This is a genomic window from Pseudomonas sp. ICMP 460, assembly GCF_002723595.1.
GTDB classification, from domain to species: domain Bacteria; phylum Pseudomonadota; class Gammaproteobacteria; order Pseudomonadales; family Pseudomonadaceae; genus Aquipseudomonas; species Aquipseudomonas kitaguniensis.
On sequence record NZ_LKBR01000008.1, the window covers coordinates 94,490 to 119,660 of the forward strand.

Consider the following 25,171-nt stretch of genomic DNA (forward strand, 5'->3'; position numbering starts at 1 on the left):
CAAGTTGCCACCGTTAATCTGCTGCAACTGCCAAAAAACAAAGGCCCACTATGAAAATAGTGGGCCTTTTTTTTTGCCTTTAAAAAATCAAGCCGTCTCGGGTGTCACGCGCTGTTGTGCTTTGCCCTCAGCCTGCGCCCAGTTCTCCGGCACGTTGATGTAATCCACCAGCTCGCGCAGCCGGCCTTGATCACGCCCGTTGAAATTGAACACCAGCCGCGTCAAATGGCCGAACTTTGGCTCATCGTGTTCCTCGCCCGTGTAGGCCAATTGCTGGAACTCACCCTTTAGCCGCAGGCTGGCAAACTCGTTCTGCAAATGGGCCAAGGCTCGATCACTCAGCGGGTGATTCATGCGTACCACAAACTCACGTTTTAACCAGCGTGTGGAGTGGAAGTTGGCATAGAACCGGTTGATCTCATCCACTGCTTCTTCAGCGCTGTAGACCAGGCGGACCAGCTTGAGGTCGGTTGGCAGGATGTAGCGATTGGCTTCCAGCTGGCTGCGAATAAAGTCCAGAGCGCCTTGCCAGAAACCGCCGCCGGGTGCATCCAGCAATACAACCGGCACCAGCGGGCTCTTGCCGGTCTGAATCAGGGTCAGCACTTCGAGCGCTTCGTCCAGCGTGCCGAACCCGCCTGGGCACAGCACCAGCGCATCGGCTTCCTTGACGAAGAACAGCTTGCGGGTGAAGAAAAAGTGGAATGACAGCAGGTTATCGGTGCCATCAATGGTCGGGTTGGCGTGCTGTTCAAACGGCAGGGTGATGTTGAACCCCAGGCTGTGTTGCAGGCCCGCCCCCTCATGGGCTGCCGCCATGATGCCGCCGCCGCCGCCGGTAATCACCATCAGGTCGGATTGCGCGAGCATCGCGCCGACTTCGCGAGCCAAGGCGTACAAAGGGCTTTCGACCGGCGTGCGTGCCGAACCGAACACCGTGACCTTGCGGCGGTCCTTGAACTGTTCCAACACACGGAAGGCGTTGTCCAGTTCACGGATGGCCTGCAAGGTGATTTTGGCGTTCCAACGGTTGCGGTCGTCCTGGGCCATGCGCAGAACGGTGAGAATCATGTCGCGATAAAGGGGGATGTTCGGGCTGTTGGGGGCGATCAGCTGTAGCTGTGCGTCGACCTGCTGCGTGAGGTCAGCCCCGTGTTCTTCAAAATGACGGAGCAGTTGCTCGTTCGATTCATAAGGCATTCAACTTCTCCTTCTTCACAGAGCCTGGGCCGTCGGCGAGAAATTCTCCGAGGCCGCGACACTGCATGTGTCGCTGCATGCCGAAGGCATTGCACGCTGCTCGCCGGGCGGCAAGACGGGCTCTGTATGTTCCTGGTGATTTAGAAACCTTTGCACTGCCAGTCGCAGAAGGGCAACCCTCTTTTGCCCTGAAAATGTTACAGAACGACGTAGGTAACGCTCTGGGTGGGCTGTCGGGATGACTTGATCATGTGCCGAAAAACCGTTGGTTGGCAACCGGTTGTTGGTCGCACATCACGCCGTTCAGTGGTCTGCAGGCAATTGAAGCGGGGGATGCGCGCGCTGCAGGACAGCAGCGCGCGAGGGTCGAGCTGAGGTTACTTTTTCTTCTTGGCGGCGGCAGGTGCCGGGCAATCGGCTTCCGCAAACTTGACCGATGCCACTGGGCGATTGGTTTTGTTCTCGGTGATCTCGTAGCGCATGATTGCGCCCTTGGCCATCAACTCGCGGTAACCCGGGTTGAGGCACACGCTCTGCCCGAGTTGAAAATACACAGCCTTGGGGTTGGCGCGCATTTGTTCGGCGCGATCAGGCTGCACACTGAGGTGATCGATCAGTTGCATGCCTTCAACGGTGTAGGCCACTTCCAGGGTTTTTTCATCGATTTCCCGTGGCAGGTCCTTGTTGCTTTCAGCCGCGACGCTTTGCAGCTTCCTGTTCATTTGGGCCTCCAGCAGCGAGGCCGCGTGGGCGCCCATGGGCAAAACCAACGCAAGGGCGACGGATGGGGCAACAAGGCGCAGCATGGAACGCAGCATGAAACTCTCCTGATTCGGTTACTGGTGCATAGACCAGCCACTGCGCTGTGCGTTCAGTGGCGCGCAATTATAGGGGAGCGCTGGGCACTACAGCCAGGCGTATTGCTGGGAAGTGCCTACAGCTCTGGTAAACTGCGGCCACTTAAAGCCTGCCTCGAGTTCCCTCAGTGTCGATTTCCCCTTTCGCGGGTTGCATCCGATGAGCCACGCCGTCTCCCGCTTGCGTACCGAACGCCTGGCGCGGGCCGTCAGGCCTTTTCTCAATCGCGGTTCACGTGCCGAGCGCTGCCCCGATTGCCGGGTGATTCCCGAATACTGCCTGTGCGCCTGGCGCCCGCAGGTGCAGGCGCGTTCCGCCATGTGCCTGCTGATGCACGACGTTGAGCCGATGAAACCGAGTAACACCGGCTGGCTGATCGCCGATGTGATTGACGACACCAGCGCATTCGCCTGGGCGCGCACTGAAGTCGAGCCCGAGTTGCTGAGCTTGCTTGCCGATCCGCAGTGGCAGCCCTACATCGTATTCCCCGGCGAATTCGTGGCGCCGCAGCGGGTGGTCAGTCAGGTCGACGTGGCACCAGGCAAGCGCCCATTGTTTATTTTGCTGGACGGCACCTGGAGCGAAGCGCGCAAGATGTTTCGCAAGAGCCCTTACCTTGAACACTTGCCGGTGCTGAGCCTGGCGCCGGAACAGCTGTCGCGCTACAAACTGCGCCGCTCCAAGCGTGACGACCATTTTTGCACCGCCGAAGTCGCCGCGCTGTGCCTGGAACTGGCCGGCGATCAAGCTGCCAGTGAAGTGCTCGACGCCTACCTCGACGTGTTCAGCACGCATTATCTGGCCGCCAAGTTCCAGATGCCGCTGGACCCGGCCGACCTCGTTCATACGCGTCTTGCACCGTATATCCCGGCGGTATGAGCGGACGCTAACTCGATGATGGCACTGTAAACCCGTACCCCGCTAGAATGCCCACCGGCGTAGTGCTTGACCCTCCAGGCTACGCTGGGCATGCTGGGCGCCGATTGGGGCGTAAGCGTGAATTTTCAGCGCCGTTTCAGATGTTTTTGACGCTGAGGGTGCCCTGCGGTGATAGCTGCCTGGCTGTCGCCTTGTGTACTGGCCAACCCTGAACCCATCAGGGCTGCCGTAAAAAAACAGGATCATTTAATCAATGGCCACATACGAAATCCTGATAGCCGATGACCATCCGCTGTTTCGCAGTGCGCTGCATCAGGCGGTGACCCTGGGTCTTGGCCCGGATGTGCGTTTGGTTGAGGTGGCCAGCATCGCTGAGCTGGAAGCCCGCCTGACCGAAAAGTCCGATTGGGACCTGGTGCTGCTTGACCTGAACATGCCTGGCGCCTACGGTTTCTCGGGGCTGGTGCTGTTGCGCGGGCAATACCCGCAAATTCCGGTGGTGATGGTCTCTGCACAGGAAGACGCCGATGTGGTGGTGCGCTCCAAGGAGTTTGGCGCCAGCGGTTTTATCCCCAAGTCCAGCGCGATGGCAGATATTCAGAAGGCGGTGCGCAGCGTACTCGACGGTGATGTGTCCTGGCCGCCGCAAGCGTTTGAAGAAATCAACGTGTCCGACGAAGCCAAGGCCGCCCGTGATGGCCTCGCCAGCCTGACGCCCCAGCAATTTCGGGTGCTGACCATGGTCTGCGAAGGTTTGCTGAACAAGCAGATTGCCTACGAGTTGAGCGTGTCGGAGGCCACCATCAAGGCCCACGTCACCGCGATTTTCCGCAAGCTGGGCGTACGCACGCGCACGCAGGCGGCGCTGCTTTTGCAACAACTTGAGTCAATTTCACAGCATTAAGCTGTCATCGATTCACGCTTTTTTGACCTTGCGTGAACTAGTTTCCCCACTTCTTTGGTTCAGTTGCCTACATCTATGTCGCCTTTCAAGGGTCAAACCGGTATCAAACGTATCTTCAACGCAGGGGGCTATTCCCTGGATGGCTTGCGTGCGGCTTTCACTGGCGAGGCGGCATTCCGTCAGTTGGTACTGCTCAACGTCATCCTTATTCCTGTGAGCTTCTTCTTGCATGTCAGCCGGGTTGAGCGCGCTTTGCTGATTGCGGTGTGCCTGCTGGCGTTGATCGTCGAATTGCTCAATTCGGCGGTCGAAGCGGCTATCGACCGAATCTCCCTGGAGCGTCACCCGCTGTCGAAAAACGCCAAGGACATGGGCAGCGCCGCGCAATTCGTGGCACTGAGCATGATCGCCCTGGTGTGGGCGGTGATCCTGATCTAAGGCTCAGGCGATGCTCGGCAGCACGATCTCGTCGCTGCGCTGAACCCCGGCCGTGAAGGTGCGGCACAGCTCCAGAAACTCGCGCATCGCCGAGGTCTGGTACTTCTGTTTATGCCAGATGAAGTAGAACTGCCGGGCCAGGTCCAGGTCCGGGGTTTCTACCGGCACCAGGCTGCCACGGCGAAACGCGTCGCGCAGCGCCAGCCGGGAAATGCAGCCAATCCCCAGCCCTGACTCCACCGCACGCTTGATCGCCTCGGTGTGTTCCAGTTCGAGGCGAATATTCAATGCGCTGCGGTGATGACGCATTGCCTGGTCAAAGGTCAGGCGCGTGCCCGAGCCTTGTTCGCGCAGGATCCACGCTTCATGGGTCAGTTGTTGCATGGTCGCCACGCCGCGCTTGGCCAAATGATGTTGCGGCGCGCAAAACACCACCAGTTCATCCTCCACCCAGGTTTGCACCTCGATGTCCGGGTGGCTGCAGTCGCCTTCAATCAGACCCAGATCAATTTCGTAGTGCGCCACTTGGTGCACGATGTTTGCAGTGTTCTGCACATGCAGCTTCACTTGGCTCTCGGGGTGTTGCTGCATAAAGCTGCCGATCAGCAGCGTGGCCAGGTAATTACCGATGGTCAGGGTGGCGCCGACCGCCAGCGAGCCGAAGCCGGACTTGCCGTTCAGCAGGTCTTCGATCTCCTTGGCCTGGTCCAACAGCGCCACCGCCTGGGGCAATAGCTGATGGCCGAGGGCGTTAAGGCTCAGGCGTTTGCCCGCGCGGTCGAATAATTGGCAGCTGGATTGGCGCTCCAGCTCGGTGATCGAGGTGCTGGCGGCGGATTGCGATAAGGCCAGAAGGCCAGCAGCGCGTGAGACGCTTTCCTGCTGGGCGACGGCGACGAAGACTTGCAGTTGACGGAGAGTAAATCGCATATCGATATAACCGATAACCCTTATCTTAATAATCCAGTTAACAGATATTGTCGCCGCCATTAGAATGCTGTGCAATTGCGCACTTCACCTTTGGCGCAGACCCATTTCCAGGAGTTCCCCGTACATGAGCAACATGAACCACGAGCGTGTCCTCAGTGTTCATCACTGGAACGACACTCTGTTCAGCTTCAAGTGCACCCGCGACCCGGGCTTGCGCTTCGAGAACGGTCAGTTCGTGATGATCGGCCTGCAACAGCCCAATGGCCGCCCGCTCATGCGTGCTTACTCGATTGCCAGCCCGAACTGGGAAGAGCATCTGGAGTTCTTCAGCATCAAGGTACCGGATGGCCCGCTGACTTCCCAATTGCAGCATTTGAAGGAAGGCGACGAGATCATCATCAGCAAAAAACCGACAGGCACCCTGGTGCTTGACGATTTGAAACCGGGTAAACACCTGTACCTGCTCAGCACCGGTACTGGCTTGGCGCCGTTTATGAGCGTGATCCAGGACCCGGAAACCTATGAGCGTTTCGAAAAAGTGATCCTGTGCCACGGCGTGCGTTACGTCAACGAAGTCGCTTACCGCGAATTCATCACCGAGCACCTGCCGCAGAACGAATTCTTCGGCGAGGCGCTGCGTGACAAGTTGATCTACTACCCAACCGTGACCCGCGAGCCGTTCGAAAACGAAGGCCGCCTGACCGACCTGATGCGCAGCGGCAAACTGTTCAGCGATATTGGCCTGCCGCCGATCAACCCAGAGGACGACCGCGCCATGCTGTGCGGCAGCCCAAGCATGTTGGATGAGACCAGCGAAGTGTTGAACAGCTTCGGCCTGAAAGTTTCGCCGCGCATGCGTGAGCCGGGCGATTACTTGATCGAGCGTGCGTTCGTCGAGAAGTAAACACGTCAGGCCATTGGCTGACCAGGCAACAAAAAAGCTCTAAATGTGGGAGGGGGCAAGCCCCTCCCACATTGGCGTTCGGTTTCAGTCAGCTGAAATCACTTCAAGCACGCAAATCACCCCGGCTTCGGGATAGTGCCACCGCACGTCCACATCCCAGAACTGTGCGCCGTATTCGCGTGTAGGCACCGGTGTTTGATACGCCGGGCGTGGGTCTTGTGCCAAACATTGCTCGATCAATGCCACCAAGGGCTCGTCAAGGCGCTGAGCATGGCTTTGTGCCTGGTGCAGAGCCGTCTTCAGCCATTGCACGGGAATCAGCGGCGGCGCATTGCTGGCGATGTTGTTGGTCGCGGTGTCAATGATGTCCGCGTACGGCACGTACGGTTTGATATCCAGCACGGGCGTGCCATCGAGCAAATCAATTCCGGAAACCCACAGCCGGCCCGGCTCTACCTTGTCCAGCTTGACCACCGACTGGCCAATGCCATTCGGACGGTGAGTCGCGCGGGTGGCGAACACGCCCATCGACGTATTGCCGCCCAAGCGTGGCGGGCGCACCTTCAGGCGAGGTTTGTCTTCCAGCGCCTGATGGAACAGAAACAGCAACCACACATGGCTGACCTGCTCCAAGCCCTGCACCGCCTCACCGGTATCGAACGGCGCCACCAGTTCCAGCACGCCACGGGCGGCGGGTGCCAGTTGTGGCTGACGCGGAATGGCGAACTTCTCCTTGAAGCAGGAGCGCACGAAGCCGATGGGCGAGACGTTGTAACTCATTTCTGAAGCCTCAAGTTACAAGCTGCACGCTACAAGCGTTTAACTTGCAGCGTGAAGCTTGGGGCTGCTTTAAGCTCTGACGCGCAGGGTCAGGCCCTTGAGGAAGTTACGCAGCAACTGGTCGCCACAGGTGCGGTAGTTGGTGTGGCCGAATTTGCGAAACAGCGCGCTCAGCTCAGGCTTGGACACCGGAAACTCGGAGGCCTTGAGGATGGCGTGCATGTCGTCTTCTTTCAGCTCGAAGGCCACGCGCAGTTTCTTGAGGATGATGTTGTTGGTCACCGGGGTTTCGATCGGCTGCGGTGGACGGCTTTCGTCTTTGCCGCGCTTGAAGATCACCAAGCCATCAAGGAAATGCGCCATGACCTCGTCCGGGCAGAATACAAAACCTTCTTCCTCATCTTTCTTGAGGTAAGTCAGCAGGTCTTCCTTGGTTACGTCCATGCCGCCGAGCTTGGTGATCTCGACCATCTTGTTGTCGCTGATGTCGAGCATGTAGCGCACGCTGCGCAGTACGTCGTTGTGAATCATGGTGGGCAATCCTGGTTTTCAACAGTGGACACCGCCCAATCAGGCGATGTCGGGAAAGGGTGTGCGGCCTAGAACTTCTCTTTGCCGGACAGGTAACGCCATTGGCCTACCGGCACTTTGCCGATGGACACGCCGCCGATACGAATGCGGCGAATGGCGATGACTTTCAAGCCAACGGCTTCGCAGAACAGGGCGATCACACCCGGCTGCGGGTTTTTCATCGCAAACCGCAGGCGGTTTTCGTTCTGCCAACTGGCCTTCACGGCTGGCAGTTCTTTGCCTTTATACGTCAGGCCGTGGTTCAGGCGATTAAGGCCATGGGCGACCATGTCGCCTTCCACCTCCACCACGTATTCCTGCTCGATCTTGGCGGCGTCGGCGGTCAGCTTGCGCAGAATCTTCCAGTCCTGAGTGAACACCAACAGGCCGCTGGCCTTGGCTTGCAGGTCGGCGCTGGCGGTCAGGCGCAGGAAGTGGCCCTTGAGCGGGCGTTTGCTGAAGCGGTGTTCTTCCGACAGGGTTTCGGCGCTGATCGAGGCCATCGCGGTTTCAGCATCCATACCCACTGGCGCGTGCAGCAGGATGGTCACCGGTTCCGGCGCAGTGGCTTTAGCCTCTGGGTCGAGTTCGACCTTTTGGGTGGTGATTTTGAACTGCGGCTCGTCGATGATTTCGCCGTCCACCGAGACCCAGCCGCCTTCGATAAACAGTTCAGCCTCCCGACGGGAGCAACCGACCAGTTCGATGAGGCGTTTGGAGAGGCGTATGGGGTCAGTCATGACTAGGGCCGTAGCAAAAGGGGGCGTTTATTGTACCTGCCTGGCGCCGGTTAATCCCGGCCCCATTTCAGTGCTGTGGCATTTTGTGGCGCTGGGGCGGGGGTTGGCTTTTTTGATGTAGCGCTGTCGAGCATTGGACTGGCTTGGGGTGTTGTTCAGGTTGGGTATATATCCGGTATTTGGTTTGTGGCTTATATCGGTTTCGCTCTTACAGCGAGTCACTTTTGAACAGCGCAAAAGTAACCAAAACGCTCTTGCCCCACCACTCGGTGCCTCGCTTGGGCTCGGCATGCCCGCACACAGGCTTGAATCCGTGGGCCGCCGCGATGGGCCATCCTTGGCCCAGCGCGGCTAACCCGGCGTCCTGCCGGGTTACCCACGGATTCAAGCCTGCGTGCGGCCATCGTGGTTTAACGGGGCGCTTCTCAGATCAAAAGCAAAAGCACGGCGGCCTGAAAGCCGACCTGAGTGGTTGAAGCAGATCAAGGGCGGGTTTTGCATACACAGTAGATCTGCTTTTTTTGCTTTTTGTGGGAGGGGGCTTGCTCCCGATAGCAGTGTGTCAGTTGAAAAATATTTATCTGCCCCCCCGCCATCGGGAGCAAGCCCCCTCCCACAGTTGACCGAGTTCTGCTTGAGGGATGATCGTTCCCACGCTCTGCGTGGTAATGCCGCTCCGGACGCTCTGCGTCCCGATTTTTCAGCCATTGAATCTCCCACATTTGAGCGCATTCTGCTTCAGGCCGCCTAAGCCCCGGTATCTTGCTGCCGGCGCAAACGCATGTGCAGCAACGGATACGGCTGCCCGAGGCCATCATGCTCCGCGCGCCCGACCACCTCGAACCCCTGCTTTAAATAAAAGCCCAGCGCCTGCGGGTTTTGTTCGTTGACGTCCAGTTTATCCGCGTTCAGGTGCTCGACTGCATGGCGCAGCAGGTCTCGGCCCAGGCCTTGGCCGCGGTGCTGCGGGTCGATAAACAGCATCTCGACCTTACCCGCCGCCACCCCGGCAAACCCGGTGATGCGCTGGCGGGCGTCTTTGGTGCAGATCAGCATCACAGCGTCCAAATAGCGCGTCAGCACCAAATCTTTAAGCAGCACGATGTAGCTTTCCGGCAAAAAGTCGTGGGTCGCTCGCACCGAGTTTTCCCAGAGTTGCGCCAACTGCGCGTAGTCGCTGGTTTTAGCCGTGTGGATAACCGAATGCTGGCGCATGCCCGCTGCCCCTTGTCTCTCTGTGTATTGATGGGCAAAACGATAGACCTAAAAAAGCCCCGCATCTTCTCCAGAGGCAGGGCTTTTCAGGTTTTTTTAAAGCGCTGACGCTATCAGTCGCGCTTTTCAGCCCACAGGTCGTACTCGTCGGCATCGGTCACGGTGCACCAGACTTTGTCGCCCGGCTTCAAGCCGCTGGCATCGTCGATGAACACGTTACCGTCGATCTCCGGCGCGTCGAAGAAGCAGCGGCCAACGGCGCCTTGCTCGTCAACTTCGTCGATCAGCACTTCGATTTCCTTGCCGACGCGCAGTTGCAGGCGCGCCGAGCTGATGGCTTGCTGGTGCGCCATGAAACGGTCCCAACGCGCCTGCTTGACGTCGTCCGGCACCACCGCCAGGTCCAGCAGGTTGGCCGGAGCGCCTTCCACCGGCGAGTACTGGAAGCAGCCGACGCGGTCCAGCTGCGCTTCGGTCAACCAGTCCAGCAGGTACTGGAAGTCTTCTTCGGTTTCGCCGGGGAAGCCGACGATGAAGGTGGAGCGGATGATCAGCTCAGGGCAGATCTCGCGCCAGTTCTTGATGCGCGCCAGGGTCTTGTCTTCGAAGGCCGGGCGTTTCATCGCCTTGAGCACTTTCGGGCTGGCGTGCTGGAACGGGATGTCGAGGTACGGCAGGATCTTGCCGGCGGCCATCAGCGGGATCAACTCGTCGACGTGCGGGTACGGGTAAACGTAGTGCAGGCGCACCCATACACCGAGGCTGCTCAAGGCTTCACAGAGTTCGGTCATGCGGGTTTTCACCGGCGCGCCGTTCCAGAAACCGGTGCGGTATTTCACGTCGACGCCGTAGGCGCTGGTGTCCTGCGAGATCACCAACAGCTCTTTCACGCCGGATTTAACCAGGCGCTGGGCTTCGTCGAGCACGTCGCCGACCGGGCGGCTGACCAGCTTGCCGCGCATCGACGGGATGATGCAGAAGCTGCAACTGTGGTTGCAGCCTTCGGAAATCTTCAGGTAAGCGTAGTGGCGCGGCGTCAGCTTGATGCCTTGCGGCGGCACCAGGTCGATCAGCGGGTTGTGGTCCTGAGGCGGCGGCACTACTTGGTGCACGGCGTTGACCACTTGCTCATATTGCTGCGGGCCGGTAACCGCCAGCACGCTCGGGTGCACGTTGCGGATGTTGCCTTCTTCGACGCCCATGCAGCCGGTCACGATGACCTTGCCGTTTTCCTTGATGGCTTCGCCGATCACTTCCAGGGACTCAGCCTTGGCCGAGTCGATGAAACCGCAGGTGTTGACCACCACCACGTCGGCGTCCTGGTAAGTGGACACGACGTCATAGCCTTCCATACGCAGTTGCGTAAGGATGCGCTCGGAGTCGACCAGAGCCTTCGGGCAGCCCAGGGATACAAAGCCGACCTTGGGGTTGGCTTTTGCGATGGTGGTGGACATGTCTAACCTCGGTATTGAATGACGCCGCACGTCGGGCACGACAGGGCAGCGGATGGGCGCTTGGTACGCCTCTGATCAAAAAGTGCGCAATTCTAGCGACGGGCACCGCACTTGACCAGCTTTATGCAGGGAAATGCGACGAGTGCTGCGCTATGCTTCGCGCCGTTGCACGCGGGTATGAGTCCTGGGTCAATAAAACGTCTGTTACGAGAAGTAAAACAGCGCATGCTACGGTCAGCTTAGATGCGTTGTTTATAAAAGACCTCAGGTCAAAGGGCAGGAGTGGTTGATGGGTCAGGCAAAGAGTCAGGCAGCAGGTGCCGAGCATTCCAATGCAAAGCCGATTGGCATGCTGGTGGCGGCAGTCGGGGTGGTTTACGGAGACATCGGTACCAGCCCGCTTTATACCCTTAAAGAGGTATTCACTGGCGGTTACGGTGTGCAGGTTAACCATGACGGCGTGTTGGGGATCCTGGCGCTGATCTTTTGGTCGCTGATCTGGGTCGTGTCAATCAAATATATGCTGTTCGTGCTGCGCGCCGACAACCAGGGCGAGGGCGGCATCATGGCGCTGACCGCACTGGCGCGGCGGGCGGCGGGGGAGCGCAAGAAGCTGCGCAGCTTCCTGGTGGTGTGTGGTCTGTGCGGTGCCGCGTTGTTCTACGGCGACAGCATGATCACCCCGGCGATTTCCGTGTTGTCGGCCGTGGAAGGCCTGGAACTGGCGTTCGATGGCCTCGAAAAATGGGTAGTGCCGATCGCGCTGGTGGTGCTGGTGGCGCTGTTCCTCATCCAAAAACACGGGACTGACCGCATCGGCAAGCTGTTCGGCCCGGTGATGGTCACGTGGTTTCTGGTGCTGGGCGGCTTGGGCGTCTACGGCATCCTGCAGCAACCCGAAGTGCTGAGTGCGCTGAACCCGGTCTGGGGCGTGCGCTTTTTTATGGTTCACCCAGGCATTGGTGTGGCGATCCTCGGCGCGGTAGTCCTGGCGCTGACCGGCGCCGAGGCGCTGTATGCCGACATGGGTCACTTCGGGCGCAAACCCATCGCCCGCGCCTGGTTTATTCTGGTGCTGCCGGCGCTGGCGCTGAATTATTTTGGCCAGGGCGCGCTGCTGCTCGGTGACCCGGAGGCGGCGCGCAACCCGTTCTACTTGCTGGCGCCGAGCTGGGCACTGATCCCACTGGTGGTGTTGTCCACGCTGGCCACGGTGATTGCCTCCCAGGCAGTGATTTCCGGCGCGTTTTCGCTTACACGCCAGGCGATCCAGTTGGGTTATATCCCGCGGATGCACATTCAACACACCTCAAGCGCCGAGCAGGGCCAAATCTATATTGGCGCGGTGAATTGGTCGCTGATGGTCGGCGTGATCCTGCTGGTGCTGGGCTTTGAGTCGTCCAACGCGCTGGCGTCGGCGTACGGTGTGGCCGTGACCGGCACCATGCTGATGACCACCATTCTAGTGGCGGCGGTGATGCTGCTGCTGTGGAAATGGCCGCCGGTGTTTGCCGTGCCGGTATTGCTCTGCTGCCTGTTGGTGGATGGGCTGTTCTTCGCCGCCAACGTGCCGAAGATCATCCAGGGCGGCGCTTTCCCGGTGCTCGCGGGGATCGTGCTGTTCGTGTTGATGACCACGTGGAAACGCGGCAAGCAATTGCTCGTGGAGCGCCTCGACGAGGGCGGTTTGCCGCTGCCGATTTTTATCAGCAGTATCCGCGTGCAGCCGCCGCATCGCGTGCAGGGCACGGCGGTGTTTCTCACCGCGCGGCCCGACGCGGTGCCTCACGCGCTGTTGCACAACCTGCTGCATAACCAGGTATTGCACGAGCAAGTGGTATTGTTGACGGTGGTTTACGAAGACATTCCGCGGGTGCCTGCGGCGCGGCGTTTTGAGGTGGATTCGTATGGCGAAGGCTTCTTCCGCGTCATCCTGCACTTCGGCTTTACCGATGAGCCGGACGTGCCTGAAGCGCTGAAACTGTGCCATCTGGACGATCTGGACTTCAGCCCGATGCGCACCACCTACTTCCTCAGCCGCGAGACGGTGATCGCCTCGCGCATCCGCGGCATGGCGCGCTGGCGTGAGGGCCTGTTTGCGTTCATGTTGAAGAACGCCAACGGCAACCTGCGCTTCTTCAAGCTCCCGGTAAACCGCGTGATCGAACTGGGTACCCAGGTCGAGATGTAAGCCGCTGTAAAACGGGAGCCGGCAATCGGCTCCCGCGTTCCTTTCTGAACCCTGTGCGATCCAGCGTTGTCGACTAGGCTCAATGCACTGTTGTGTAGACGAGTGCCCACAGAACGCCCAAGAGGTGCGCCATGAGTCAGCTGCTCGAACCCTATACCCTGCGTCAATTGACCCTGCTCAACCGCATCGCCGTGTCGCCGATGTGCCAATACTCATCCGACGATGGCCTGGCCAATGACTGGCACCTGGTGCACCTCGGCAGCCGCGCCGTCGGCGGCGCCGGGCTGATTTTTACCGAAGCCACGGCGGTGACGGCCGATGGTCGCATTACCGCTCAGGACTTGGGCCTGTGGAACGACGCGCAGATCGAACCGCTGCAACGCATCACGCGGTTTATTGCCGCCCAAGGCGCGGTGGCGGGCATCCAGCTGGCGCATGCCGGGCGCAAGGCCAGCACTCATCGGCCGTGGATCGGCAAGCACGGCAGCGTCAAGCCGGAAGACGGCGGCTGGGTGCCGGTCGGCCCGTCACCGATTGCGTTCGACCCCAATCACACGCAGCCAACACAATTGGATGAAGCGCACATCCAGCAAGTCATCGCCGACTTTGTGGCCGCCGCCAAGCGCGCACTGACCGCCGGTTTTGAGGTGGTGGAAATCCATGCCGCCCACGGTTACCTGCTGCACCAATTTCTTTCGCCGCTGAGCAACCAGCGTCGGGATCAATACGGCGGTTCCTTCGAAAACCGCATTCGGCTGGTGCTTGAAGTGACCCAGGCCGTGCGTGAAGTCTGGCCTGAGGACCTGCCGCTGTTCGTGCGCGTGTCGGCGACGGACTGGGTGGAAGACGGCTGGAACCCGGATGAAACCGTCGCGCTGGCGCGGCAGTTGAAAGACCTCGGCGTGGACCTGATCGACGTGTCCTCCGGTGGTACCGCCGCCAACGCCGAAATTCCCGTCGGCCCCGGTTACCAGACGCGTTTTGCCGAGCGTGTGCGCAAAGAGTCGGGCATCGCCACCGGCACCGTGGGCATGATCACCGAGCCGGCGCAGGCCGAACACATCCTGCGCACTTGCCAGGCCGACATTATTTTCCTTGCGCGTGAGCTGTTGCGTGACCCGTACTGGCCGCTGCATGCCGATGATGACTTGGGCGGGCGCAAGGCCGTCTGGCCGGCGCAGTACCAGCGCGCGACGCATCGCGATCAGCCGATTCATGAGTCTGATCTGCGGGACTGATACGACGCGTTGCACCCAAAAACCCACCTTTGCCCGGTGGGTTTTTTATTGCCTCTCACGTAGGAAAAGTCTGTAGGTCATTGTTGCTTAAGAGATTTATTTAAGTTAATACTCTAAAAAAATCCCACGCGTGATGAGATTGTTTCTACTCTTAGGGTAAGTCTGATTGCTGGCCCAGCAAGCAAGGCTGTCGGTAACGGTCACGCGCCTCAGGGGACGCGGGCGATGGGCGCCAGGAGTCTTATTGATATCAGGAGAAACAGTCCATGGCCAAGTCCTATGGTGTAGCGGGTGAACTGGTGGTTTTACTGACCCGCAGGATATTCGTGCGGGCTCGACGGTTAAGTTTGGACGAGGCTGAAATGCTCGCGCAGTACCGCGCCTTGAACGTGAACGATCAAGTGGCGATGCGTTATCTGATTGGGGCGATGAAGAGCGTGTCGCGGTTCTGAACCGCGCAGTGGTGAGCGGTGGGAGCGCGCCTGCGCGCTCCCACCGTGTGTATCAGGTGTACTTGCGCTGGTCCGGCGCAGGCGGGAAGTACTGATACAGCCAGGTCTCACTCAAGGTGCGGTCCTGAGTGCGAATAAACAGCCGCAGTTCCACCGGTTCCACGCTGTCGCTGGTCGGGTACCAATCGAACAGAATGCGGTAGCCCTTGATGTTATCGAGTACCAGCACGCTGAAGTCTTTGACTTCACCGTGGGAGCAGGTCACCACCGGCTCGATCCCGGTGCCGGCCGGCAGGCGATCCAGGCCGCCGCCTTTGAAGTCCACGGCAAACCGGCGTGCCCACACTTCGGGGTAGTGTTCGCCCGGTGCCCAACCTTCGGTGAAACCGCCCATGCCGGAACGGGTCGCGTCGACCTGCGCCAGCGGCGTACTCACCGGCGGCAGCGCGCTCCAGTAGAGCTTGTAGCCATAGTTCAGCGAGTCGCCGGCGGCCACCGGTTTTTTCGGGGTCCAGAAGGCCACGATGTTGTCGAGGGTTTCGCCGGTAGTCGGTATTTCGAGCAGGTCGATCGAGCCTTCGCCCCACGCCGTCGTCGGTTCCACCCACAGGCTGGGGCGCTTGCTGTACCAGTCCACGGTGTCCTGGTAGCTGGCGAACTCATGGTCGGTCTGCACCAGGCCGAAGCCTTTCGGGTCGGTGTCGGCAAATGCGTTGAATTGCAGCTTGGCCGGGTTGTTCAGCGGGCGGCAGATCCACTCGCCATTGCCGCGCCACATCGCCAGGCGGTCTGAATCGTGGATTTGCGGGTGAATGGTGTCGCACATGCGCCGCTCAGCGGTGCCGCAGCTGAACATGCTGGTCATGGCGGCGATGCCCAATTGCTCGATGGCAGTACGCGCGTTGATGTGCGCGTCGATGGCCATCACTACCTGGCTGGCCTGGCAGTCGATGTCGAAGCGGTAGGCGCCGGTGGCGCTCGGCGAGTCGAGCAACGCGTAGACCACAAAACGCGTGGCGTCCTTGGCCGGGGTTTCGAACCAGAACTGCGTGAAGTCGGGGAATTCTTCGCGTTTTTTCGCGTAGGTATCAATCGCCAGGCCGCGTGCGGAGAGGCCGTACTGGCCGCTGGCATCCACCGCGCGAAAGTAGCTGGCGCCAAGAAAGGACAGCACGTCATGGCGATCCAGTTCCGGTGCCTTGAACAGCTTGAAACCTGCAAAACCCAAGTCGCCGGTCAACTGCTTGGTGTCCACCGTGGTTTTTGCATAGTTGAACAGCGACGGGCGGAAATGCACCTCGCGCGCCTCACGCGTCTTGGGGTCGACACTGTGCATGCGCACCGGCGTCTTGAAACCCATGCCGACGTGGAAAAATTGCACGTCGAGTTGGCCGTTCAATTCCTTCCACAGCGAATGGTTGCCGTCGTAGCCAATGGCGTTGAAATTCTGCGGCGTCATGCTTGCCAGGGTCGGCGGCAGCACCTGTTTAGTGTCTTTATAAGCCGTTCCGGCGAGTTGCTTGGCCTGGGCTTTGAGCGATTCAAAATCGAAGGCCACGGCCTTGCCATCGGCGGCGCGGTTCCCCGCCCAAGCCTGCGCGGCCAGCAGCCCGCTGGCCGACAAACCGGTGTAAGCCGCAATGGCCATGGACGCTTTGAGCAAATTCCTGCGGTGCATAGAGACAACCTGTCGTGAGCAAATCCCGCGCCGTTCCTGGCACGTAATGGATCAGAAATTACGGTTCGGACATGCCTTCGGCCAAACGCAACGGACTATAAACAGACGCCAGATAGCTTAAGCGGTTCGATGCTGTAGGAAAATTGCTTGATAGCAGCGTGTAGCGGGGCATATGAAACAAGATTTTTCCGACTGGCTTTCACAGCGGCGCACTTCTCAGTGCAATCTCGCAAGCCCAATGCCGTCAACTGTGGGAGCGGGCTTGCTCGCGATGCAGGCACCTCGGTGCATCAGGCATACCGAGTTGATGCTATCGCGAGCAAGCCCGCTCCCACAGAAAGCCAATCTGCTCGGCGGGTTACATCTGGAAGCACTCTAGATCTCGGTTTTTTGGCACTTAGTTTTACGCTGGAGGCCTATTGGTCCTACGAACCCAAGTGTCTGGAGGCTGTGAATGAATACCCGTGGATTGCTTGATCAGTTGCTCAAATCTGGCCAGGACATGCTGCAAAACAAGGCCGGCGGCCAGCGAAAGTCGGATGATAAAGGTGCCCTTGGCGGGTTGCTGGGCGGTGGCGGGCTAGGCAGTTTGCTGGGCGGCGCGGGGGGTGGCGCGCTGGCGAGCGGGGCCATGGGGCTGCTGCTGGGCAACAAAAAAGCGCGCAAATTCGGCGGCAAAGCCCTGACGTATGGCGGGTTGGCGGCGTTGGGTGTGATTGCCTATAAAGCCTATGGCAACTGGCAGGCGCAGCAGGCCAACGCCCCGCAAGGCGAGCCGCAAACCATCGACCGCTTGCCGCCGGCGCAGGTTGAGCAGCACAGCCAGGCCATTCTTAAAGCCCTGGTCGCAGCGGCCAAGGCTGACGGGCATGTGGACGAGCGTGAGCGGGCGCTGATCGAAGGTGAATTCACCAAGCTCGACAGCGATAGCGAGCTGCAAAGCTGGCTGCATGCCGAGTTGAACAAGCCTTTGGACCCGGCTGATGTGGCGCGCGCAGCGGCCACCCCGGAAATCGCCGCCGAGATGTACATCGCCAGCGTGATGCTGGTGGACGAAGAAAACTTCATGGAAAAAGCCTACCTCGACGAGCTGGCGCGGCAACTGAAACTTGACCCCGGATTGAAGGCCGAGCTGGAAAAACAGGTGCGGCTGAACTAATCACTATCTGCCGTGCAACCTCCAAATGTGGGAGGGGAGCTTGCTCCCCTCCCACATTTTGCATTCTGTGATCGCTTCATCAAAAGCCGTTGATAGATGAGGCTTATGCTCAGCTATACTCCCCCTCATTTGAATGGCATTTCGAGGAAATACTGTGAAGAACTGGACCTTGCGCCAACGGATTTTGGCGAGCTTTGCGGTCATCATCGCGATCATGCTGCTGATGGTTGTGGTGTCCTACTCACGGTTACTGAAGATCGAAACCAGTCAGGTGGCCGTCCGTGATGATGCGGTGCCAGGCGTTTACCTAAGCTCGATCATCCGCAGCGCTTGGGTCGACAGCTATTTGCTGACCATCGATGTCATCGGCTTGCGCGACGACAAAACCCTCACCAATGCCGACAAGGCGGACTACAAGTCCTTCGAAGCGCGCATTCAACATCAAATTGCCAGCTACGAAAAAACCGTCTATGTGCAGGCGGATCGGGCGGAATTCGATAGTTTCAAGGCCGCGCACCTCGCTTACAACAAGGTTCTCGCGGAGGTAGTCGAGCGCATCGAGGCGAATGACTTGCCCGGCGCCCGCACGTTGTTGACGGAAAAACTGACGCCGATCTGGACCGAAGGCCGGATGAAACTCAACGACATCATCACCGAAAACAAGGGCGTCGCCGACAATGCGACCGCCGCCATTGATGACGCCGTGGCCTCTGCCAAAATCAGCATGTTCGTGTCTTTGGCGTTCGCTATCTTCGCTGCGGCCCTCTGCGGCTTGTTGCTGATGCGCGCGATCACCTCGCCCATGCAGCGCATCGTCGCGATCCTCAGCACCATGCGCGACGGCGACCTCAGCAAGCGCCTGAATCTTGAGCGCAAAGACGAATTCAACGCGGTTGAAACCGGTTTTAACGACATGATGACCGAGCTGACGGCCCTGGTGTCCCAAGCCCAGCGCTCTTCGGTACAGGTGACCACCTCGGTGACCGAGATTGCCGCCACGTCCAAACAGCAACAAGCCACCGCCACCGAAACGGCAGCCACCACCACCGAGATCGGCGCGACGTCGCGGGAAATCGCGGCAACCTCCAAGGACCTCGTGCGCACCATGACCGAAGTGTCCAGCGCCGCCGACCAGGCCTCGGTCGCCGCAGGTTCCGGCCAACAGGGCCTGGCGCGCATGGAAGAAACCATGCATTCGGTGATGGGCGCAGCCGACCTGGTGAATGCCAAGCTGGCGATCCTTAATGAGAAGGCCGGCAACATCAACCAAGTGGTGGTCACCATCGTCAAGGTGGCCGACCAGACCAACCTGTTGTCGCTCAATGCCGCCATCGAGGCCGAGAAGGCCGGTGAGTACGGTCGCGGTTTTGCGGTGGTCGCCACCGAAGTGCGGCGACTCGCCGACCAGACCGCCGTGGCCACTTACGACATCGAGCAGATGGTGCGTGAGATCCAGTCGGCGGTGTCGGCGGGCGTGATGGGCATGGACAAGTTCTCCGAAGAGGTGCGCCGGGGCATGTTCGAAGTGCAGCAAGTGGGCGAGCAACTCTCGCAGATCATCCACCAGGTACAGGCCCTGGCGCCGCGGGTGTTGATGGTTAACGAAGGCATGCAGGCCCAGGCCACGGGCGCCGAGCAGATCAACCACGCGCTGGTGCAACTGGGCGATGCCAGCAGCCAGACCGTGGACTCACTGCGCCAGGCCAGCTTTGCGATTGATGAACTGAGCCAGGTTGCGGTCGGTTTGCGCAGCGGCGTGTCGCGTTTCAAAGTCTGATGAGCGAACTCGTGGCTAAACGCGGCGGCGCACCGGCAGCCAAACAGGTGTTGTTCCTGACGTTCCACATCGGTGGCGAACGCTACGCCCTCAAGGCCACGGAAGTCGCCGAGGTGCTGCCACGCTTGCCGCTGAAACCCATCGCCCATGCGCCGGCTTGGGTGGCCGGGATCTTCGCCCATCGCGGCGCGCTGGTGCCGGTTATCGATCTGTGTGCGCTGACCTTTGGTCAACCTGCCCAGGCGCGCACCAGCACGCGGCTGGTGCTGGTCAATTATCAGCCGCAACCCTGGGTTGAAGCGCGCTGGCTGGGGCTGATTCTGGAACAAGCGACGGACACCCTGCGTTGCGGCCTCGGCGAGTTCAAGCCGTATGGCCTGGACAACCGCGAGGCGCCGTATTTGGGGTTGGTGCGTGAAGATGCACTGGGCTTGACGCAATGGATTGGTGTGAACGAACTGCTCACGGAGCCCGTTCGCGCCTTGCTGTTCTCCGCCGAGTTGAGCCTATGAGCAACGACGCGCGCTTGTTCGCCTTCCTCAAAGAACGTATCGGGCTGGATGTCGCGTCGGTCGGTGAAGCCATTATCGAGCGCGCGGTGCGCCAGCGTATTCAGGCCATCAAGGCGCAGACCGAAGATGATTACTGGCAGCGCCTGCAATGCTCGCATGACGAGCAGCAGGCGCTGATCGAAGCGGTGATCGTCCCCGAAACCTGGTTTTTTCGTTACCCCGAATCGTTTGCGACGCTGGCACGGCTGGCGGTGGCGCGTCTGGCCGAGATCAAGCAGATGCGTGCGCTGCGCATTCTCAGCCTGCCGTGTTCCACCGGCGAAGAGCCGTATTCGATCGCCATGGCCTTGCTTGATGCAGGGCTGGCGCCGCACCAGTTCAAGGTGCTGGGGCTGGATGTCAGCCCGCTGTCGTTGGAACGCGCCAAGCGCGGGGTGTATGGCAAGAATTCTTTTCGCGGCAGTTACATCGAGTTTCGTGAGCACCACTTCACCGAAGAAGCTGACGGTTATCGCATCAACGACCGGGTGCGCGAACAAGTGCGTCTGCAGGTCGGTAACCTGCTTGACCCTGCGTTGCTGGCCAATGAGCCCGCGTATGATTTCGTGTTTTGCCGCAACCTACTGATCTACTTTGACCAGCCCACCCAAAAGCAAGTGTTTGACGTGCTCAAGGGCCTGACCCACGTGGACGGCGTACTGTTTATCGGCCCCGCCGAAGGCAGCCTGTTGGGGCGCCATGGCATGCGCTCGATTGGCATACCGCAATCTTTTGCCTTCAGCCGACATGTCGAGCCGGTCAAGCCTGAGCCTGCGCCCGTATTCCCTTCGGTGCCGATGCCTGCGCCACGCAACACGGCGCCGATGCCCAAGCCGCGCCCGTTCAGCACCGTCACCGCTCAGGCGCCGCCGATCAAGGCGCCGCAAACCGAGGCGGGCGAACTGCTCACGCGTATTGCCACGCTCGCCAACGAAGGCAAAAGCGCCGAAGCCCGCGCCGCCTGCGAGCAGTATCTACATAGCCACGCGCCGGTCGCCCAAGTGTTTTACTGGCTGGGGCTGCTCAGCGATGTGGCGGGCAATGCTCTGGAAGCCCAGGGCTATTATCGAAAAGCTTTGTACCTGGAACCCCAGCATCCGCAGGCCTTGATGCACCTGGCCGCGTTGCTTGAGTCTCAGGGCGACAGTGCGGGGGCGCGCCGTTTGCAGGCGCGGGCCGCGCGTAGCGAGCGAGCCGACAGTGAGTCCAAACCATGAGTAGCCCAGACGCGCTCGATACCGCAGGCCTTGACCTGACCCTGGCCGATACGCACGCCATCGACGATTGCTGGAACCGCATCGGCATCCATGGCGACAAGTCCTGCCCGTTGCTGGCAGAGCATATTCATTGCCGCAACTGTTCGGTGTATTCCGCCGCCGCCACACGCTTGCTCGACCGGTATGCCTTGCAGCAGGATGACCGTCGCCCGCAGGCGGCGGCCGAACTCGGCGCCGATGTGGTCACGCGCTCTTTATTGATGTTTCGCCTCGGCGAAGAATGGCTGGGTCTCGCCACGCGTTGTCTGGTCGAAGTGGCGCCGTTGCAGCCGATTCACTCGCTGCCGCATCAGCGCTCGCGGGCGCTGCTTGGCGTGGCCAATGTGCGTGGCGCGCTGGTGGCGTGCCTGTCGCTGGTGGAACTGCTCGGCCTGGACGCAACCAGCAACGGCGCCACTGGCGGGCGGATCATGCCGCGCATGCTGATCATCGCCGCGCTGGATGGCCCGGTGGTGGTGCCGGTAGACGAAGTCGACGGCATTCATGCCATCGATGAGCGCACCCTGAAGGCGGCGTCCGCCTCCGGCACCCAAGCCAGCGCGCGCTACACCCAAGGTGTGCTGCAATGGAAAGGCCGCAGCCTGCGCTGGCTGGACGAGGCGCAATTGTTGTCCGCCGTGACCCGGAGCCTCACATGACCCCCGACCAGATGCGCGATGCCTCGCTGCTGGAGTTGTTCAGCCTGGAGGCCGACGCGCAAACCCAGGTATTGAGCGCGGGCCTGCTGGCGCTGGAGCGCAACCCAACCCAGGCCGACCATTTGGAAGCCTGCATGCGCGCCGCGCACTCGCTGAAGGGCGCAGCGCGGATCGTCGGGGTGGACGCCGGGGTCAGCGTGGCCCACGTGATGGAGGACTGCCTGGTCAGTGCGCAAGAAAGCCGCCTGTACCTGCAACCCGAACATATCGACGCCTTGCTGCAAGGCACCGACCTGTTGATGCGCATCGCCACGCCCGGCAACGACGTGGGGCCTGCGGACATTCAAGCTTATGTGGCGCTGATGGAGCGCCTGCTCGACCCGTCGCAGCCGACCGCCAAAATCGCGCCACCGCCAGCGCCCGCCGTTGAGCCGACTGCGGCGCCGCTGTTAGAAACGCCGCCGCCTGTGCCCGAGCCCGAGCCGGCGCCGCCCATCAACCCCTCGCCGCCGCGCCAGAAAAAACGCATCACCGAAGGCGGCGAACGCGTTTTGCGCGTGACCGCCGAGCGTTTGAACAGTCTGTTGGACTTGTCGAGTAAGTCCCTGGTCGAAACGCAGCGGCTCAAGCCTTACCTGGCAAGCATGCAGCGCCTCAAACGAATTCAAAGCCACAGTGTTCGCGCTTTGGACACGCTGGACGGCCAACTCAAGGCGCTGGACCTGAACCTCGAAGCGCAGGAAGCGCTGGCCGATACCCGCCGGCTGTTGAGTGAGGCTCAGGCGCTGCTGGCGGAAAAAACCGCCGAGCTGGATGAGTTCGGCTGGCAGGCCGGGCAGCGCGCCCAAGTGCTGTATGACACTGCACTGGCATGCCGCATGCGGCCTTTCGCCGATGTGCTGACGGGGCAAGCGCGCATGGTCCGCGACCTCGGCCGTAGCCTCGGTAAAAAGGTACGCCTGGAAATCGAAGGCGAAAAGACCCAGGTTGACCGCGACGTGCTGGAAAAACTCGAAGCGCCGCTCACGCACTTGCTGCGCAACGCGGTCGACCACGGCATCGAGATGCCCGACCAGCGCCTGCTGGCCGGTAAACCCGCGGAAGGGCTGATCCGCCTGCGCGCCTCCCATCAAGCCGGTTTGCTGGTGCTGGAACTGAGCGACGACGGTAACGGCGTCGACCTGGAGCGTCTGCGCGGCACCATCGTCGACCGGCACCTGTCGCCGCTGGAAACGGCGTTGCGCCTGAGTGAAGAGGAGCTGTTGACGTTTCTGTTCCTGCCGGGTTTCAGCCTGCGCGACACGGTCACCGAAGTGTCCGGGCGCGGCGTCGGCCTGGATGCGGTGCAGCACATGGTTCGCCAACTGCGGGGCGCGGTGGTGCTGGAGCAGACGGCGGGGCAGGGCAGTCGCTTCCACCTGGAAGTGCCATTGACCCTGTCGGTGGTGCGCAGCCTGGTGGTGGAAGTTGGCGAAGAAGCCTACGCGTTCCCACTCGCGCACATCGAGCGCATGCGCGACCTGGCGCCCGACGACATTGTGCAGCTCGAAGGCCGTCAGCATTTTTGGCACGAAGGCCGCCACGTCGGCCTGGTTTCCGCCAGCCAGTTGTTGCAGCGCCCGCCAGGGCACAACGTTCAAGAGACGCTTAAGGTGGTGGTGATCCGCGAGCGCGATGCGGTGTACGGCATTGCGGTGGAACGCTTTATCGGCGAACGCACGCTGGTGGTGTTGCCGCTGGATGACCGGCTGGGCAAGGTTCAGGATATTTCCGCAGGCGCCTTGCTCGACGACGGCTCAGTGGTGTTGATTGTCGACGTTGAAGACATGCTGCGCTCGGTCGATAAGCTGCTCAACACCGGCCGCCTGGAGCGCATTGCCCGACGCAGCCAGCAGGCCACCGAAGCACCGCGCAAACGCGTGCTGGTGGTGGACGACTCGCTCACCGTGCGTGAGTTGCAACGCAAACTGTTACTTAATCGTGGTTATGAAGTGGCTGTTGCTGTGGATGGCATGGACGGCTGGAACGCATTGCGCTCCGAAGACTTCGACCTGCTGATTACTGACATTGATATGCCTCGTATGGACGGTATTGAATTGGTCACACTCTTGCGCCGTGATAGTCGCCTGCAATCGTTGCCGGTGATGGTGGTGTCGTACAAGGATCGCGAAGAAGACCGGCGTCGTGGACTTGACGCTGGCGCCGACTATTATCTGGCTAAAGCCAGTTTCCACGATGACGCCTTGCTGGACGCCGTGATGGAGCTGATTGGAGGCGCCCGGGCATGAGGATCGCGATCGTCAATGACATGCCCATGGCGGTAGAAGCCCTGCGCCGTGCGCTGAGTTTTGAGCCTGCGCACCAGTTGGTGTGGGTCGCCGCCAATGGTCAGGAAGCGGTGCAGCGCTGCGCCGAGCTGACCCCGGATTTGATCCTGATGGACCTGATCATGCCGGTGATGGATGGCGTAGAAGCGACCCGACGGATCATGGCCGAAACGCCGTGCGCGATCGTGATCGTCACCGTAGACCGTCAGGCCAACGTCAGCCGTGTGTTCGAAGCCATGGGCCATGGCGCACTGGACGTGGTTGATACACCCGCGTTGGGCGTGGGCAACCCCAGGGATGCGGCGGCGCCGTTGCTGCGCAAAATTCTCAATATTGGCTGGCTGATCGGCCAGCGCGGCAGCCGCGTACGCACCGAAAGCGCGCCCCAGCGCAGCTCGGGCACACGCCAGAGCCTGGTGGCGATTGGTTCGTCGGCGGGCGGCCCGGCCGCTCTGGAAGTGCTGCTCAAGGGTTTGCCACGCGACTTTCCCGCGGCCATTGTGCTGGTGCAGCATGTGGACCAGGTGTTCGCAGCCGGAATGGCCGAATGGCTGAGCAGCGCCTCCGGCCTGCCGGTGCGCCTGGCGCGCGAGGGCGAGCCACCGCAAACCGGCGTGGTGCTGCTGGCTGGTACCAACCATCACATTCGCTTGTTGAAAAATGGCACGCTAGCCTATACGGCAGAGCCTGTGAACGAAATTTACCGGCCTTCGATTGACGTGTTTTTTGAAAGTGTCGCCAGCTACTGGAATGGCGACGCTGTCGGTGTGTTGCTGACCGGCATGGGGCGCGACGGCGCCCAAGGGCTCAAATTGCTGCGTGAACAAGGATGTTTGACCATCGCCCAGGATCAGCAGAGCTCGGCGGTGTATGGCATGCCCAAAGCGGCGGCGGCGATTGATGCCGCTGTTGAAATTCGCCCATTGGACAGAATTGCGCCCCGATTGCTGGAGGTCTTTGCAAAATGATTAATCACTCCCGCAGTGCCGGCTTGCAGGTAGTAATTCAGGT

The 25,171-nt window shown here is 60.5% G+C and carries 23 protein-coding genes; 14 read left to right on the top strand and 9 right to left on the bottom strand.

Features of this window, described 5'->3' with window-relative positions; all coding sequences use genetic code 11:
• Nucleotides 1-87 precede the first annotated feature (87 nt).
• Both AO240_RS08210 and AO240_RS08215 read right to left on the bottom strand, forming a co-directional pair.
• The gene (locus tag AO240_RS08210; protein WP_099236083.1) at nt 88-1,200 is read right to left on the bottom strand and encodes a TIGR00730 family Rossman fold protein; all 1,113 of its coding nucleotides are present in this window, start codon (nt 1,198-1,200) and stop codon (nt 88-90) included.
• 377 nt (nt 1,201-1,577) lie between these two features.
• Nucleotides 1,578-2,018 (bottom strand): PA3611 family quorum-sensing-regulated virulence factor, encoded by a 441-nt coding sequence (locus tag AO240_RS08215; protein WP_099236084.1) that lies wholly within the window; start codon nt 2,016-2,018, stop codon nt 1,578-1,580.
• Between the two features lie 199 nt (nt 2,019-2,217).
• On the opposite strand from AO240_RS08215, the gene AO240_RS08220 reads away from it, so the two are divergent.
• The 3 genes from AO240_RS08220 (at nt 2,218) to AO240_RS08230 (ending at nt 4,279) form a co-directional block, all read left to right on the top strand.
• Nucleotides 2,218-2,937, top strand: a complete 720-nt coding sequence (locus AO240_RS08220; protein ID WP_099236085.1) for a tRNA-uridine aminocarboxypropyltransferase — start codon at nt 2,218-2,220, stop codon at nt 2,935-2,937.
• Between the two features lie 253 nt (nt 2,938-3,190).
• Nucleotides 3,191-3,841 carry a response regulator transcription factor ErdR gene (gene erdR / locus AO240_RS08225; protein ID WP_099236086.1) on the top strand — a complete coding sequence of 217 codons (651 nt, stop codon included), beginning with the start codon at nt 3,191-3,193 and terminating at the stop codon, nt 3,839-3,841.
• A gap of 75 nt (nt 3,842-3,916) precedes the next feature.
• Nucleotides 3,917-4,279: a diacylglycerol kinase gene (locus tag AO240_RS08230; protein WP_058412662.1), complete on the top strand. Its 363-nt coding sequence runs from the start codon at nt 3,917-3,919 to the stop codon at nt 4,277-4,279.
• A 3-nt stretch (nt 4,280-4,282) separates the two neighbouring features.
• Here AO240_RS08230 and AO240_RS08235 read toward each other — a convergent pair whose 3' ends face one another.
• Nucleotides 4,283-5,209 carry a LysR family transcriptional regulator gene (locus AO240_RS08235; RefSeq protein ID WP_177445798.1) on the bottom strand — a complete coding sequence of 309 codons (927 nt, stop codon included), beginning with the start codon at nt 5,207-5,209 and terminating at the stop codon, nt 4,283-4,285.
• Nucleotides 5,210-5,333: 124 nt separating this feature from the next.
• Here AO240_RS08235 and fpr point away from each other — a divergent pair, with 124 nt between their 5' ends.
• The gene (gene fpr / locus AO240_RS08240; protein ID WP_003189055.1) at nt 5,334-6,113 is read left to right on the top strand and encodes a ferredoxin-NADP reductase; all 780 of its coding nucleotides are present in this window, start codon (nt 5,334-5,336) and stop codon (nt 6,111-6,113) included.
• A gap of 84 nt (nt 6,114-6,197) precedes the next feature.
• Here fpr and tsaA read toward each other — a convergent pair whose 3' ends face one another.
• The 5 genes from tsaA to rimO all read right to left on the bottom strand — a co-directional run bounded on the left by tsaA (nt 6,198) and on the right by rimO (nt 10,872).
• Entirely contained in the window at nt 6,198-6,893 is a 696-nt protein-coding gene (gene tsaA / locus AO240_RS08245) for a tRNA (N6-threonylcarbamoyladenosine(37)-N6)-methyltransferase TrmO (protein ID WP_099236090.1), read from the bottom strand.
• A gap of 69 nt (nt 6,894-6,962) precedes the next feature.
• The gene (locus tag AO240_RS08250; RefSeq protein ID WP_058412658.1) at nt 6,963-7,424 is read right to left on the bottom strand and encodes a DUF1456 family protein; all 462 of its coding nucleotides are present in this window, start codon (nt 7,422-7,424) and stop codon (nt 6,963-6,965) included.
• A 68-nt stretch (nt 7,425-7,492) separates the two neighbouring features.
• The gene (locus AO240_RS08255; RefSeq protein WP_099236092.1) at nt 7,493-8,203 is read right to left on the bottom strand and encodes an rRNA pseudouridine synthase; all 711 of its coding nucleotides are present in this window, start codon (nt 8,201-8,203) and stop codon (nt 7,493-7,495) included.
• A 747-nt stretch (nt 8,204-8,950) separates the two neighbouring features.
• Nucleotides 8,951-9,418, bottom strand: a complete 468-nt coding sequence (locus tag AO240_RS08265; RefSeq protein WP_099236094.1) for a GNAT family N-acetyltransferase — start codon at nt 9,416-9,418, stop codon at nt 8,951-8,953.
• Between the two features lie 113 nt (nt 9,419-9,531).
• Nucleotides 9,532-10,872 carry a 30S ribosomal protein S12 methylthiotransferase RimO gene (gene rimO, locus AO240_RS08270; protein ID WP_099236096.1) on the bottom strand — a complete coding sequence of 447 codons (1,341 nt, stop codon included), beginning with the start codon at nt 10,870-10,872 and terminating at the stop codon, nt 9,532-9,534.
• A gap of 289 nt (nt 10,873-11,161) precedes the next feature.
• Between rimO and AO240_RS08280 the strand changes: the two genes are divergently transcribed.
• The 3 genes from AO240_RS08280 to AO240_RS08290 all read left to right on the top strand — a co-directional run bounded on the left by AO240_RS08280 (nt 11,162) and on the right by AO240_RS08290 (nt 14,753).
• Nucleotides 11,162-13,063 (top strand): potassium transporter Kup, encoded by a 1,902-nt coding sequence (locus tag AO240_RS08280; RefSeq protein WP_099236100.1) that lies wholly within the window; start codon nt 11,162-11,164, stop codon nt 13,061-13,063.
• A gap of 131 nt (nt 13,064-13,194) precedes the next feature.
• Complete coding sequence (locus AO240_RS08285; RefSeq protein ID WP_099236102.1) at nt 13,195-14,301, top strand: NADH:flavin oxidoreductase/NADH oxidase; 1,107 nt, start codon at nt 13,195-13,197, stop codon at nt 14,299-14,301.
• Between the two features lie 266 nt (nt 14,302-14,567).
• Nucleotides 14,568-14,753, top strand: coding sequence for a hypothetical protein (locus AO240_RS08290; protein ID WP_099236104.1), 186 nt, complete (start codon nt 14,568-14,570; stop codon nt 14,751-14,753).
• A gap of 52 nt (nt 14,754-14,805) precedes the next feature.
• Here AO240_RS08290 and AO240_RS08295 read toward each other — a convergent pair whose 3' ends face one another.
• Nucleotides 14,806-16,431: a glucan biosynthesis protein D gene (locus AO240_RS08295; RefSeq protein ID WP_099236106.1), complete on the bottom strand. Its 1,626-nt coding sequence runs from the start codon at nt 16,429-16,431 to the stop codon at nt 14,806-14,808.
• A gap of 454 nt (nt 16,432-16,885) precedes the next feature.
• Between AO240_RS08295 and AO240_RS08305 the strand changes: the two genes are divergently transcribed.
• From AO240_RS08305 to AO240_RS08335, 7 genes are all read left to right on the top strand, one after another.
• Nucleotides 16,886-17,590 carry a tellurite resistance TerB family protein gene (locus tag AO240_RS08305; protein ID WP_099236110.1) on the top strand — a complete coding sequence of 235 codons (705 nt, stop codon included), beginning with the start codon at nt 16,886-16,888 and terminating at the stop codon, nt 17,588-17,590.
• A gap of 154 nt (nt 17,591-17,744) precedes the next feature.
• The gene (locus AO240_RS08310; protein ID WP_099236112.1) at nt 17,745-19,367 is read left to right on the top strand and encodes a methyl-accepting chemotaxis protein; all 1,623 of its coding nucleotides are present in this window, start codon (nt 17,745-17,747) and stop codon (nt 19,365-19,367) included.
• Nucleotides 19,367-19,879: a chemotaxis protein CheW gene (locus AO240_RS08315; RefSeq protein ID WP_099236114.1), complete on the top strand. Its 513-nt coding sequence runs from the start codon at nt 19,367-19,369 to the stop codon at nt 19,877-19,879. Before AO240_RS08310 ends, AO240_RS08315 begins: the two co-directional genes overlap by 1 nt.
• The gene (locus AO240_RS08320; RefSeq protein ID WP_099236116.1) at nt 19,876-21,135 is read left to right on the top strand and encodes a CheR family methyltransferase; all 1,260 of its coding nucleotides are present in this window, start codon (nt 19,876-19,878) and stop codon (nt 21,133-21,135) included. The genes AO240_RS08315 and AO240_RS08320 overlap by 4 nt, the downstream gene beginning before the upstream one ends.
• A complete protein-coding gene (locus AO240_RS08325; protein WP_099236118.1) occupies nt 21,132-21,833 on the top strand; it encodes a chemotaxis protein CheW in 702 nt (233 codons plus the stop codon). Before AO240_RS08320 ends, AO240_RS08325 begins: the two co-directional genes overlap by 4 nt.
• Nucleotides 21,830-24,121 (top strand): hybrid sensor histidine kinase/response regulator, encoded by a 2,292-nt coding sequence (locus AO240_RS08330; protein WP_099236120.1) that lies wholly within the window; start codon nt 21,830-21,832, stop codon nt 24,119-24,121. Before AO240_RS08325 ends, AO240_RS08330 begins: the two co-directional genes overlap by 4 nt.
• Entirely contained in the window at nt 24,118-25,128 is a 1,011-nt protein-coding gene (locus tag AO240_RS08335; protein WP_099236121.1) for a chemotaxis response regulator protein-glutamate methylesterase, read from the top strand. Before AO240_RS08330 ends, AO240_RS08335 begins: the two co-directional genes overlap by 4 nt.
• Nucleotides 25,129-25,171: the final 43 nt, after the last annotated feature.